At 65.3% G+C, this 12,262-nt stretch carries 11 protein-coding genes; 5 read left to right on the plus strand and 6 right to left on the minus strand.

Features of this window, described 5'->3' with window-relative positions; all coding sequences use genetic code 11:
- Window positions 1–29: 29 nt before the first annotated feature.
- Together purH and FJ967_RS28385 are read right to left on the minus strand one after the other, a co-directional pair.
- Window positions 30–1,646, minus strand: a complete 1,617-nt coding sequence (purH, locus tag FJ967_RS28380) for a bifunctional phosphoribosylaminoimidazolecarboxamide formyltransferase/IMP cyclohydrolase (RefSeq protein WP_140735622.1) — start codon at window positions 1,644–1,646, stop codon at window positions 30–32.
- Window positions 1,647–1,721: 75 nt separating this feature from the next.
- The gene (locus FJ967_RS28385; RefSeq protein WP_210243597.1) at window positions 1,722–2,045 is read right to left on the minus strand and encodes a GIY-YIG nuclease family protein; all 324 of its coding nucleotides are present in this window, start codon (window positions 2,043–2,045) and stop codon (window positions 1,722–1,724) included.
- A 120-nt stretch (window positions 2,046–2,165) separates the two neighbouring features.
- On the opposite strand from FJ967_RS28385, the gene FJ967_RS28390 reads away from it, so the two are divergent.
- A complete protein-coding gene (locus FJ967_RS28390) occupies window positions 2,166–2,783 on the plus strand; it encodes a DUF2239 family protein (protein WP_140735624.1) in 618 nt (205 codons plus the stop codon).
- Between the two features lie 30 nt (window positions 2,784–2,813).
- Here the strand turns inward: FJ967_RS28390 and FJ967_RS28395 are convergent, their stop codons facing one another.
- Complete coding sequence (locus FJ967_RS28395; RefSeq protein WP_140735625.1) at window positions 2,814–4,538, minus strand: heparinase II/III family protein; 1,725 nt, start codon at window positions 4,536–4,538, stop codon at window positions 2,814–2,816.
- 366 nt (window positions 4,539–4,904) lie between these two features.
- Here FJ967_RS28395 and FJ967_RS28400 point away from each other — a divergent pair, with 366 nt between their 5' ends.
- Window positions 4,905–5,837 (plus strand): phytanoyl-CoA dioxygenase family protein, encoded by a 933-nt coding sequence (locus FJ967_RS28400; RefSeq protein WP_140735703.1) that lies wholly within the window; start codon window positions 4,905–4,907, stop codon window positions 5,835–5,837.
- Window positions 5,838–5,879: 42 nt separating this feature from the next.
- Here FJ967_RS28400 and FJ967_RS28405 read toward each other — a convergent pair whose 3' ends face one another.
- Window positions 5,880–7,268: an RsmB/NOP family class I SAM-dependent RNA methyltransferase gene (locus tag FJ967_RS28405; RefSeq protein ID WP_181176175.1), complete on the minus strand. Its 1,389-nt coding sequence runs from the start codon at window positions 7,266–7,268 to the stop codon at window positions 5,880–5,882.
- Window positions 7,259–8,278, minus strand: coding sequence for a zinc metalloprotease HtpX (gene htpX / locus FJ967_RS28410; protein ID WP_140735627.1), 1,020 nt, complete (start codon window positions 8,276–8,278; stop codon window positions 7,259–7,261). The genes FJ967_RS28405 and htpX overlap by 10 nt, the downstream gene beginning before the upstream one ends.
- Before the next feature lie 105 nt (window positions 8,279–8,383).
- On the opposite strand from htpX, the gene FJ967_RS28415 reads away from it, so the two are divergent.
- Complete coding sequence (locus tag FJ967_RS28415) at window positions 8,384–8,605, plus strand: DUF1674 domain-containing protein (protein WP_140735628.1); 222 nt, start codon at window positions 8,384–8,386, stop codon at window positions 8,603–8,605.
- Between the two features lie 32 nt (window positions 8,606–8,637).
- Here the strand turns inward: FJ967_RS28415 and FJ967_RS28420 are convergent, their stop codons facing one another.
- Window positions 8,638–9,303, minus strand: a complete 666-nt coding sequence (locus FJ967_RS28420; protein WP_140735629.1) for an HAD-IA family hydrolase — start codon at window positions 9,301–9,303, stop codon at window positions 8,638–8,640.
- 170 nt (window positions 9,304–9,473) lie between these two features.
- Between FJ967_RS28420 and FJ967_RS28425 the strand changes: the two genes are divergently transcribed.
- Both FJ967_RS28425 and FJ967_RS28430 read left to right on the plus strand, forming a co-directional pair.
- Complete coding sequence (locus FJ967_RS28425) at window positions 9,474–10,343, plus strand: transglutaminase family protein (protein ID WP_140735630.1); 870 nt, start codon at window positions 9,474–9,476, stop codon at window positions 10,341–10,343.
- 301 nt (window positions 10,344–10,644) lie between these two features.
- Window positions 10,645–12,120, plus strand: coding sequence for a pilus assembly protein (locus FJ967_RS28430; protein ID WP_140735631.1), 1,476 nt, complete (start codon window positions 10,645–10,647; stop codon window positions 12,118–12,120).
- The last annotated feature ends 142 nt before the right edge of the window (window positions 12,121–12,262 follow it).

Below are 12,262 nucleotides of genomic sequence, written 5' to 3' on the forward strand. Positions count from 1 at the left end.
CTCCCCCAGGGGGAGAAGGCAAGAGGCGGTCAGTGCCTGAAGTGCCTCGTCCCGGTAAACACCATGGCGATGCCATGTTCGTCGGCGGCGGCAATGACGTCGTCGTCGCGCATCGAGCCACCGGGCTGGATGACGGCGGTGGCGCCGGCTTCGATGGCCGAAAGCAAGCCGTCGGCGAAGGGAAAGAAGGCGTCGGAAGCGACGACCGAGCCCTTGGTCAGCGGTTCCGCCACGCCGGCGGCTTCCGCGGCGTCGAGCGCCTTGCGGGCGGCGATGCGCGAGGAATCGACGCGGCTCATCTGGCCGGCACCAATGCCGACCGTGGCGCCGTCCCTGGCATAGATGATGGCGTTCGATTTGACATGCTTGGCGACGCGGAACGCAAATTTCAGGTCGGCCATCTCGGCTGGCGTCGGCGCGCGCTTGGTCACCACCTTCAGGTCGAGGTCGTCGACCACGGCATTGTCGCGGCCCTGGACGAGCAGGCCGCCGGCAACGGACTTGACCGTGGTGCCGGCCGAGCGCGGATCCGGCAGGCCGCCGGTGACCAGCAGGCGCAAATTCTTCTTCGCGGCGACGATCGCCGTGGCCTCGTCGGTGGCGTCGGGCGCGATGATCACCTCGGTGAAGGTTTTCACGATTTCTTCGGCCGCCTCGGCGTCGAGGGTGCGGTTCACGGCGACGATGCCGCCGAAGGCCGAGACCGGATCGCAAGCCAGTGCCTTGGCGTAGGCGGCCTTCAGCGACGCGCCTTCGGCGACCCCGCACGGGTTGGCGTGCTTGATGATCGCAACGGCGGCCGAGCTTTTCGGATCGAATTCGCCGGCGAGCTCGAAAGCGGCGTCGGTGTCGTTGATGTTGTTGTAGGAGAGCTGCTTGCCCTGCAACTGGCGGGCCGTGGCGACGCCCGGCCGCTTGTCGCCATCGACATAGAAGCCGGCGCCCTGGTGCGGGTTCTCGCCATAGCGCATGACCTCGGCAAGCCTGCCGCCGAAGGCGCGCCAGGTCGGATGCTCGATCTCGAGCGCCTCGGCGAACCAGCCCGAGATCGCGGCGTCATAACTGGCGGTGCGGGCAAACGCCTTGGCCGCCAGCTTCTTGCGAAAATCCAGCGACAGCGAGCCGATGTTCATCTCCAGCGCGTTGAGCACGGCGGCGTAGTCGCCGGGATCGGTGACGATGGCGACGTAGGCGTGGTTCTTGGCCGAGGCGCGGATCATGGCAGGGCCGCCAATGTCGATGTTCTCGACGATCGACGCGTACTCCGCGCCGGAGCGGCGGACCTGCTCGAACGGATAAAGGTTGCAGACGACGAGGTCGATCGGCTCGATGCCGTATTTGCGCATCGCCGCCGCATGTTCGGGATCATCGCGCACGCCCAGCAGCGCGCCATGCACTGACGGATGCAGCGTCTTGACGCGGCCATCCATGATCTCGGGAAAATCGGTGAGCTCGGAGACGTCGCGCACCGCCATGCCGGCCTCGGCGATCGCCTTTGCCGTGCCGCCGGTGGAGACCAGCTCGACGCCGGCCGCGGCCAGCGCCCTGGCGAAGTCGATCAGGCCGGTCTTGTCGAAGACGGAGAGCAGCGCGCGGCGGACCGGAACGAGGTCGGGAGCGGGAATGTTCTTGGCGGCGATGGCCATGGGCGCGGCCTTTCACGGCTGGTGTGGGTGGATGCCCGCGCCCTAGCACATGATCCGTGGAAATCAAACCGGGCTTCAGACCGGCAGGGCGTTCAATTCGGCGCGCCATCGCGCCAAGCATGCCTGGAGCGCGGCTCCTGCAGGTGCCTCATCGGCATCGAACCGCTCGACGGTCTCGAATGCCAGACCATCGGCGCCGCCGCCGTTCCAAGCGGCCTGTAAATCCTTCGACGGATGGCTCCCCAATCTCAGCGTGAACCACAGCCGGTTCTGCACGGTGCCCATATCGGGCGAGTAACCAACCCACGTCTGTCCCGTCACCCCGCAATGGAGCGCATAAACGCCCGAGATCACGTCACGTTTCCTGTAGGCGGCGATTGCCTCTTTCCGGTCGATCATCGTTGCAAGCCTTTCATCAGGGCCGTCAATAGAAGAAAAGCCGAGCCGCGTCAATTTTACCCGGGTAATATTGACGTGTTGATGGCGAATGGCCTAGAGACGTTCCATGCGAGCTTGCCAATGACCACACAGAACGCCGGGCGCTATACGGCTTTTGCCGGCGATTGCATCGTGGCTCGCGGAATGCTGGTCGATGTCGCGCTCGCGGTAAAATCCGCGACCGCCGACGCGAAGCCGGCGCTGGTATTCAACGATACGACCGGCGCGGTGGTCGATCTGGACCTGCGCGGTTCGGCCGCCGATATTTCCGCGCGGCTTGCCGCATCGGCTGACCGGCAAGGGAGCGATGTCGGACCGTCACACCGCGATGCGGGTTCGGAAACACGAGGGCGAGGCAGGCCGAGGCTCGGCGTGGTCGCGCGCGAGGTGACGCTTCTTCCAAGACAGTGGGATTGGCTTGCTTCTCAACCGGGCGGAGCCTCACAGGCGCTGCGGCGCCTGGTGGATGACGCCCGGCGCTCGACCACAGGTCAGGACCGCATGCGGATGGCGCGCGAGGCGGCGTACCGCTTCATGTCGGCAATCGCTGGAGACCTGCCCGGTTTCGAGGAGGCGGCGCGGGCATTGTTCGCGGATGGAGAGCAGCGCTTCCGGGAGCTTGTCCAATCATGGCCGGCCGATATCGGGACCTATACGCTGAGGCTTGCCGAGCAGGCCTTCTCGACGCAAACGGCATGATTCCAGCCGATCGCGGTCGCCGCCTGTTTGTCAGTTGTTTTCGGGATAACCGGCGATTTTCGTTCGCGTCAGTTGCCAGTGGACCTCGGCGATTTCGGACGCCTTGAACGCAAGCACGATCTGACGGCTGCGGCGCGGCCCGCCAAGACCGGCGAAATAGATCGATTCCTCGACCTCGGGCACCACTTCGGCCGCGGTGAACACCCAGCTGTCGGCCTGGTCCGCGGTCAGCACCAGCCGCTCCTGTTCGTCCTGCAGCAGGTTGATGTCGGGGTGGACATGAAAGCGCACGGTGATGAAATCGCGGCCGTTGTTGCGGATCGCGGCGTGGCCAGGCCGCTGGAACCGGTCCCGGCCGGCAAGCACATTGCCGTTCGAAGACAGTTTCAGCTCGCGCTCATGCAGGAAGCCGAAGCGCTGGAGGTAGCCGTCGTGACGGGCAATGAAGCCGTGAACACCCTTCTGGTCGATGCGCTTGCACTGCACATGCTGCGGGCCGCCGATCAGCGGTGAACCCAACTGGTCGTTTACCCTCAGCGCGTGGGTGAAACGCGCCGAAGACGTGTCGTTGATGGTCGCGGTCGAATGCGCGGCGGTGGCGCGCGCCAGCGGCCGGAACTCGGCGGCGCCATAGGTGTCGATGCCGGCGTTGACGATGTAGTGCTGGCGGCCCGACGACAGTTCGAAGGCGAGGCATCCGGCATGCGCCGCGTTCGAGACATCGACCGGCGGCGGCAGGCCGGTATCGGCGATGACGGTGGTGCCGCCCATCGTCAGCCGCTCATAGCCCGAATGCGGTGCATGCAGCAGCGGTGAGCCGGCGGTATCGTCATGGCGCAGGATGGTGGCGATGCGGTCGTGGATGGTGGCGCCCATGCCGTTGAAGCGGGCAAGGCTGCCATCCTGATGACGGAAGAAGCGCAGCGCCGGCAGCATGCGGTCGATGGCGCCGATCAGCGCTTGCGGCGGCGCTTCGGCCTGGTTGGCGTAAGTCTGGCGCAGCGGCAGAAGGTCGGCGAGGATTTCCAGCACCGCCATCGGATTGCGGGAGATGTGGCCGCCATCGGCCAGGATCTGGCGATTGAGTTCCTCGGCGAGATTGCGGGTGGCGCCGCGCAGCGCCGAAGCCGGCGCCGGCAGCGACAATGCCGCGAAGGCCAGCGCTATGCGGGCGCGCAGCCGGTCCTTGCCGTCGGGCATCTCGCGCGCCATCGACCTGAGATAGCGGATCTGCACCGCCAGCGATTTCAGGAAAGCCCGGTAGAAGGGAAACTCGGCGCCCTGCAGCACGACGGAGGAATGCTGCAGCCAGGCGATGATGCGCTTGGCTGTCGTGCCAGGCTCCCAGGCGACGCCGGCAATGTTGTTGCCATGCATGGCAATCCAGTCGGACACCAGCGCGCGGGCGTTTGCCGCCGCAAGCTCCGTGCCGGCGGCGCGCATGTGGCGCAGCCAGCGAAAGCCGTGCAGCGTCTTTTGCCAGCCACGGTTGGGGACATTGATCTGGAAAGGCGATTTGCCGCCGGTCTCGACCAGATGGCCCGACAGCGGATAGCGGCCGTAGTAGATTTCGAGCGCGATCTGCGGATCGGCGAGGCGCAGGTCCGGCGGCGCGATCAGCACACGTTCGGGCGTGCGGCCTGAATAGCGCCAGCGATAGACCGGCCCGGCACGCAGGCGCCGGCGCGTCTTGCGCCAGAACTCCTTCGCGACCAGCGTCCATAGGCGCGTCGTGTTACCGGCAGCCAGTGCCAAAAGCCCTCCTGGTCGTCCTCTACCCCAAGGACAAGCTTATATGATTCAAGAACTTATGCGAAGGCGGATTTCGCCTTGGCGAGCCACGCGGCCGGGCCGCGGCGGGGTCGTCCCAAAAAAAGTCACGTCTTTTCCGGGTCATACACCCCGTTGCGTTCCGACTTATGTCCGCTTGGGACGACGCCGAAACCCGCCGGGCGGGCAACTTTAGCGGCCCCGTAGAAGCCGCGACCTGTTCCGACAAGCGAATCGGCAGCCGCCAGCAATAGTCCTGAGCGAAGACTCCAGGTTCATTTCGTGTCCATAGGAAGGGCCCGCGCGATGAGGTATCCTCCGGACAAGGTCGAAACGATCCAGGTGATTGAAATGTCGGTATCGGCGGACAGGCAGGCATTGGCGGGCGCCCCGCCGGTCGCGCTCACGGCCGACGGCAGGCTGCTGTCGACGATGCCGAACAGGCTCGGATATCTTTCGCCGACCGACGCATCCGTCGGCGTCGAGGCCATCCGCCGCCTTTTTGCGACGCAGGGCTATGTCTGGCTGAAGGGCCTTTTGCCGCGCGGCGAGGTGATCGACTTCCGTGGCTGGGTGCTTTCCCATCTTGCCGAGAGCGGGCTCCTGAAGCCCGGGACCGATCCGTCGCTCGGCATCGCCAGCGAGGGCGTCATCGACCGCCGGCTCGCCGAGCGCCGGCTGATGTCGGTGGTGCGGTCCACCGGCTATGAAGGCTTTTGCGCGCAGCCGCGGCTGTCGCGCCTGATGGACGCTTTCGTCGGCGGCCTTTCCTATCTGCACAAACGCAAGATCATGCGCTTCACCTTGCCCGGGACGGCCACCGTGACACCCGCTCACTACGATCTGGTCTATCTGCGCGGCGGCACCAGCCGCGTGGTGACGGCCTGGATACCGATCGGCGACGCATCCATCGACATGGGCGGTCTCCTCTATCTGGAGGGATCGCACGCCATCGGCACAGCCATGGAGGCACAGTTCGCGAAGGAAAATTCCGCGCTCGATCCGCAGGAGCGCATCAGTGCCTATAACCGCAATATGAGCGAGGGCGGCTGGGTGTCGAAGGACCTGCCTGAGATGGCGGAGCGGTTCGATACGCGCTGGCTTATGGCGGATTTCGAGGCGGGCGACATCGTCCTCCACTCGCCCTACATGATCCATGCCTCCACGACCAACCAGAGCCGCGAGAGGCTGATCCGGCTGTCGACCGATATACGCTACCAGAATGTCGACGACGAAATCGACGCCCGCTGGGGCAATCACTGGTCTCTCGATGACATGCTTTGAGGCGGGTTGATATCCAGGAATCTCAGCCCGCCTTGGGCGTGGCTAAGCCACCCGCCGCATGCGGGCGGCGAAGAAGCCGTCGAGGCCGGAGCGCTGCGGCGAGCCGAGATCGAGATCGGCCGGCGTGGTGCGCAGCGTGCCTTCCGACGTCAGGAACGGATCGATGCCGGCGATTTCACCTTCGCGCAACGGATCGTCGACCACCGCCAGCGTATCCTTGAGAAAGGCGCGGTGCAGCGCCTCGCCTTCGAGCGGGTCGAGCGAGCAGTTGGAAAAGACGATGCGGCCGCCCGGCTTGACCAGGGTGATGGCGCGCTCGAGCAGCCGGCGCTGCAAGTCGGCGAGCTTTTCGACATCGGCCGCCGTCTTGGTCCATGGCACGTCGGGGTGCCGGCGCACCGTGCCGGTCGAGGAGCAGGGCGCGTCGAGCAGCACCGCGTCGAACAATGTCTCGGGCTTGTAGTTGAGCAGGTCGGCCTGCACGATATCGGCCGCGAGGCCGAGGCGGCCGAGATTCTGCGTCAGCCGCACCAGGCGGTTCTTGGACGTGTCGACGGCGGTGACCTTGGCGCCGGCGAGGATGAGCTGCGCGGTCTTGCCGCCGGGCGCGGCGCAGAGGTCGGCGACGCGCAATCCCCTGACGTCGCCGAACAGCCGGGCCGGCAGGCTGGCGGCCGCATCTTGCACCCACCAGGCGCCGTCGGCGAAGCCGGGCAGGTCGATGACCGGACCGGCCAGATTCTCCACCCGCACCGTACCGGTCGGCAGCACGAAGCCGCCAAGCTTTTCAGCCCACAGCTCCGGATCGGCCTTGATCGAGAAGTCGACCGGCGCCTCGTGGCGATGAGCGCCGAGAATCTGCCTGGTCCTGTCCACGCCATAGGCGGCCTTCAGCCGGTCGGAGAACCATTTCGGCGCTTCATCGGTGGCGGCAAGGGCTGCCGGAAGCTCCGCGTCCTTGGCCCGCGCCAGCGTGCGCAGCACCCCATTTACCAGGCCGGAGAAACGCTGCGTGCGCGGATCGGACTTGGCATGGGTCACGGCGAGGTCGACGGCGGCGCTGTCGGGAATGTCGAGGAACAGGATCTGCGCCGCCGCCACATGCAAAATATGCGACAGGACGGTGGCGTTGGCCGGCAGCGGCTTTTCCAGCCGCCGCGCCAGCAGTCCTGCAATGGTCATGCGGTAGCGCAGCGCGGTCACCAGTATGGCGCGGACCAGGCCACGGTCGCGCGGATCGAGCGCCTTGTATTGCGGATGCCCGTTCTCGTGGTCGGTCAATCCGTCGAGCGGCGTCCGGGCGTCGATGACGGCGGCCAGCAGTCGCGCCGCCGCCTTGCGGGCGGCGAGGCCGGCGACGAATTCACCGCCTTCATTGTGGTCCTGATTGCCCGTGCGTCGAGGTGCCCTGCGAACCACGCTCACGACCACCGGCCCTTGGGCCCGGTCGGGTTGCGGCCCCACGGGTTGGATTTGGGCGCTGCCGGCTCGGCCTGCGGTTCCGGCTCGGCCGGCTTGCCCCAGGGGCCGGCCGATTGCGGCTCGTCGGCCTCTTGCTGCGCCGGCGCCTGGCGCTGGGCGGACCGCGCTGCGCCGCCGCCCATCTGGCGCGCCATCTCCTGCAGGGCGGCGATGCGGTTGTCGGTGCTCGGGTGGGTGGAGAACAGACTGTCCATGCGCTCGCCATGCAAGGGATTGATGATGAAGAGATGCGCCATTGCCGGGTTGCGCTCGGCATCGGGGTTGGGAATGCGTTCTGCGCCGCGGGCGATCTTGTCAAGCGCCGAGGCCAGCCACAGCGGGTGTCCACAGATTTCGGCGCCGCGCCGGTCGGCCTCGTATTCGCGGGTACGGCTGACCGCCATCTGCACGATCATGGCGGCGAAGGGCGCCACGATCATCGCCGCCAGCACGCCGACGAAGCCGAACGGGCTGTTGTTGCGGTTGCCGCCGAGGAAGAACGCAAAATTGCCGAGCATCGAGATGGCGCCGGCAAAGGTGGCGACGATGGTCATGGTCAGCGTGTCGCGATGCTGGACATGGGCGAGTTCGTGCGCCATCACGGCGGCGACCTCCTCATGAGTCAGCCGCTGCAGCAGGCCGGTCGAGGCGGCGACCGCCGCGTTCTGCGGATTGCGGCCGGTTGCGAAGGCGTTCGGCTGCGGACTGTCAATCAGATAGGTCTTCGGCATCGGCAGCCCGGCCTGCTTGGCCAGTGCCTGGACGATGGCGTAATATTCGGGTGCGTTCTTCTCGTCGACCTCGACGGCGCGGTTCATCGACAGCACCATCTTGTCGGCGTTCCAGTAGCTGAACAGATTGGTGCCCGCCGCGACCAGCAGCGCGATCATCATGCCGCCCGAACCGCCGATCAGGAAGCCGACGCCCATGAACAGCGCCGTCATCGCGGCGAGAAGCATGGCGGTGCGAATGGTGTTCATCGTCTGCTCCCGTCCGGCTTGTGGTGAAAAAGGGTCGATCGTCGCGTGTTCATTGCTATATGATGGGAAACGCCTGCCGCCGTTTCAATCCGCGGGAAATATCGCATGAACGACGAAACCAGTAAAACGCCCGCCGGCCCGGATGAGGGCACGTCGCCAAAGGAGCTGACGCCGGCCGCCCGCCGTGCATTGGCCGAGGCCGAGGCAAGGCGGCAAGATTATCGCAGCGAGGAAGTCGCGCTGCCTCGGGAAATCGGCGGCCGTGGCGGCAAGGAACCCGGCCGCTATGGCGACTGGGAAGTCAAAGGCCTGACCAGCGACTTCTAGAAGACCAATCTCGCCGTACCTCGCGTTGCCTTCTAGGCGGCGTCGCGTTGCGGCTCGAGGGCCAGCCAGCCCTGCTCGTCGACAGTGATGCCGACCGTGTCATAGTCCGATATCGCGGCATGCGGGGTTTGCAGAACGTGCTGGTGCGTGGCGTTGATCACCATCACCGAGGCGCCTGCCGCTTCCGCGGCAGCTATGCCGGCCGGCGCGTCCTCGAACACCAGGCAGTCGCGCGCCTCGACGCCGAGCCGCTTCGCGCCAAGCTGGAAACAGTCCGGCGCCGGCTTGCCGCGCGACACGTCCTCGGCCGCGATCAGGACGGCGGGCACGGGGATGCCGGCAACCTTCATGCGCGCCAGCGCAAGGGAGCGCGGCGCCGAGGTCACGATCGCCCAGCGCTCGGGCGGCAGCGCCTTGAGGAAAGCCACCGCGCCGGCGATCTGAACGATACCGTCGAGATCGTCGGCTTCGGCCTTCAGCAGCAAGTCGGCTTCATGCGCGGCATCGACGCCCGGCAGCGCCAGATTGCCGATGGTTTCGATCGCGCGCACGCCGTGGATAGTGGGCAGGAAGGTCGCGACGTCGAGGCCGTGGCGGCGCGCCCAGTCGCCCCACACACGTTCCGCCGAGGCGATGGAGTTGATGAGCGTGCCGTCCATGTCGAAGAGGAAGGCGGCGAATGTCTTGCCCGGGTACATGATTTTCCTTGCATTGCGGAGAGGTGTCTTGGGGAGGGCGCAACCGTAGCGCCAAGGCGCGGCCATGGAAAGGCGCATGAGAGCTAATTGGCGGTCCGGCCAGGGAACCAGCATCACCTTGCGACGTTTGCAATCGGACCATTCCTGCCATGCGAACAAGGACGACGCCCATGCTGATCCGCCTCGGCTATGAGATTGCCATTGAATGCGCCGAGGCCACGCCGGTGATTTCGCTGCTCGAGATCCACCGGGACAGGCAGGCCGACATCAAGCGGCAGACACGGGTTCTGACTTCGCCTTCGATCCCGACCCGGCTTTATCACGACCTGCATGGCAATGCCTGCCGCCGCTTCACCGCGCCGGCCGGCGTTTTTCGCATTCTCTACGATGCGGTCGTCGAGGACAGCGGCGAGACCGACGAGGTCAATACGCTGGCCCGCGAGACGCCGGTGGCCGAATTGCCCGACGAGGTGCTGGGCTACCTGCTCGGCAGCCGCTATTGCGAGACCGATCATCTGAGCAATCTCGCCTGGCAGCTTTTCGGTCACCTGCCGGCCGGCTGGGCCCGGGTGCAGGCGATCGTCGACTACGTCCACAACCGACTGTCCTTCGGCTATGGCTATGCGCGGTCGACCCGCACCGCCGCGCAGGCGCATGAAGAACGCGTCGGCGTATGCCGCGACTTCGCCCACCTGGCCATCACGCTGTGCCGCTGCATGAACATTCCGGCCCGCTATGTGAACGGCTATATGGGCGACATCGGCGTGCCGGCCGATCCGGCACCGATGGACTTCTCCGCCTGGATGGAAGTGTTCCTCGACGGCAAATGGTACACGTTCGATCCGCGCCACAACCGGCCCAGAACCGGTCGCGTCGTCATCGCGCGCGGCCGCGATGCCACCGACGTTCCCCTGCTGCACAGTTTCGGCCCGCACACGCTGACCTTATTCAAGGTCTGGACCTACGAGCAGGAGGGCAGGCTGTTCAACCCGCCCCATCACGGTGTCGACAGAACGGCCACGGCGCGGATGCTGGCCTAGGGCCTTCAAGGCAATCCCGGGACAGCTGGTCTACTTCGGCACAGGCACGCTGTGCCGCAACAGGACGTCGCCGGACGCCGGGCGAAGGCTTCGTGTCGAGCATGGTAAGCGCCTGGTAAAGGCGGGTGAAGGCACGTTCCGGCGTTTACCAGTCATTCACCTTCTTCTCGGGTGAAAATCCAACAAAAACAATGTTTTGCTGCCGGTTCCCCTGTCCCTGGGCGGATCGGAGCATCGTCCGGCTGGAATCCTGCATCGTCCTCAACGCGGCGACGAGGCCGAGGCATGCGGAGGCTGTTGGATGCGGAATTACGGGGGTCTTGTTCACGCGATCGGCGCGCTCGCCAGAGATCGCGGTGGAAATTTCGCAGTCCTGTTCGGCTTTGCTGCCTCGGTCTTGGCGCTGGTCGCGGGCTTCTCGGTCAATGTCGCGCAACTCTACAATGCCAAGTCGAGCCTGCAGGGCGTGGTCGACGCCGCGGTGACATCGACGGCGCGCGACCTGACCACCGGCGCCATCAAGGAAGCCGACGCCAACAAATCCGTGCAGGCCTTTCTCGACGCCAACGGCGCGACGATTCTGCAAGCCGGCAATGTTGCGCTGGACAGGCTGCTCATCGACAAAACGGCGAATACGGTCCAGGTCGACGCCCATGTCGACGTCGCCCTGTTCTTCCCGATTCTGGGCATGGGTGACATGAAGCGCGTCACTGCCTCGACGACATCGCTCTATTCGGACAAGCAGATAGAGGTGGCGATGATGCTCGACATAACCGGATCGATGGCCAAGCGCGGCAAAGTCGACAAGATCGGCGATCTGAAGGCAGCCGCCAGGAACGCCGTCCAGACGATGCTCGACAACCAGGACCCGACGAACCCTCGCGTCCGTGTCGCGATCGTGCCTTACGCGTCGGGTGTGAACGCCGGCAAACTGGCCGAAAACGTCTATGCCGAGACCCAGGCGAGTTCCGATCTGCCACCGGTCGAGGGCAGTCCGCTTCTCGTTGCCAAGACGGGCAAGAATCTGCTGCCGTCCTTCAGCGACTACATCTCCATTGTCGGCGCGGCCATGCCGCACACGGATAATTGCGCCACGGAGCGCAAGGACAAGAACGGCAATGCGGATTTGAGCGCCGACGGCCCGGACACGGTTCGCACGGACAAGAACGGCAAGAAATACTATGCCCTGGTCAACCGGGATGATCATCTCAGCGGCGCGGGAATGAACAAATGTCCCGATGCGCAAGTGATCCCGCTGACCGCGGATTCCGGCGCATTGCTCGATTCGATCGATGACTTCCGCGCCAATGGCTACACGGCCGGAGCGATCGCCATACAGTGGACCTACTACATGCTGTCGCCGCAATGGCGCAACGCGATCAAGGATGCCGGTCTCGGCAACGGCGCTTCGAATGCAAATAGGAAGAAGATCGCCAAGGTCGCGATCCTGATGACCGACGGGCAGTTCAATACGGCCTTCGCGGGTGTCGGGGGAAGCTACAACGGCCAGGGTGATCTGGCGCGGGGCAACGCCGAAACGCTCTGCGGCAATATGAAAAACGATGGCATCGAGATTTTCACCATCGGCTTCGATTTGAACGACAAGGACATGTCGGCGACCGAGCGGGACCAGGCAAAGGCCGTCCTGCAAGGCTGTTCGTCGAACGACGCCTCCGCCACCGAGAGACATTATTTCGAGGTGTCGACCGGCGCGGAGCTGGATGCGGCCTTTCAGGAAATCATCCGCAACACCGAAAAAGTCACGCTGACCCAGTAGTCCGCGAAAAGGAAAAGGCCGCCGCTTCTTTCGAAGCCGGCGGCCTTCCGTGTTTCCGTCCATGGCGCGGCTCCTGGCGGCAACCTCTTCGGTTGCCCGCCGCGCATCTCGCGCCTTAACGGGAAGACTGCTTCCCGAAAGT

Source organism: Mesorhizobium sp. B2-3-4, from assembly GCF_006442315.1.
GTDB lineage: Bacteria > Pseudomonadota > Alphaproteobacteria > Rhizobiales > Rhizobiaceae > Mesorhizobium.

Coding starts and splice junctions, on each gene's coding strand:
- purH (WP_140735622.1), bottom strand. CDS start 1,646: ATGGCCATCGCCGCCAAGAACATTCCCGCTCCCGACCTCGTTCCGGTC.
- FJ967_RS28385 (WP_210243597.1), bottom strand. CDS start 2,045: ATGATCGACCGGAAAGAGGCAATCGCCGCCTACAGGAAACGTGACGTG.
- FJ967_RS28390 (WP_140735624.1), top strand. CDS start 2,166: ATGACCACACAGAACGCCGGGCGCTATACGGCTTTTGCCGGCGATTGC.
- FJ967_RS28400 (WP_140735703.1), top strand. CDS start 4,905: ATGTCGGTATCGGCGGACAGGCAGGCATTGGCGGGCGCCCCGCCGGTC.
- htpX (WP_140735627.1), bottom strand. CDS start 8,278: ATGAACACCATTCGCACCGCCATGCTTCTCGCCGCGATGACGGCGCTG.
- FJ967_RS28415 (WP_140735628.1), top strand. CDS start 8,384: ATGAACGACGAAACCAGTAAAACGCCCGCCGGCCCGGATGAGGGCACG.
- FJ967_RS28420 (WP_140735629.1), bottom strand. CDS start 9,303: ATGTACCCGGGCAAGACATTCGCCGCCTTCCTCTTCGACATGGACGGC.
- FJ967_RS28425 (WP_140735630.1), top strand. CDS start 9,474: ATGCTGATCCGCCTCGGCTATGAGATTGCCATTGAATGCGCCGAGGCC.
- FJ967_RS28430 (WP_140735631.1), top strand. CDS start 10,645: ATGCGGAATTACGGGGGTCTTGTTCACGCGATCGGCGCGCTCGCCAGA.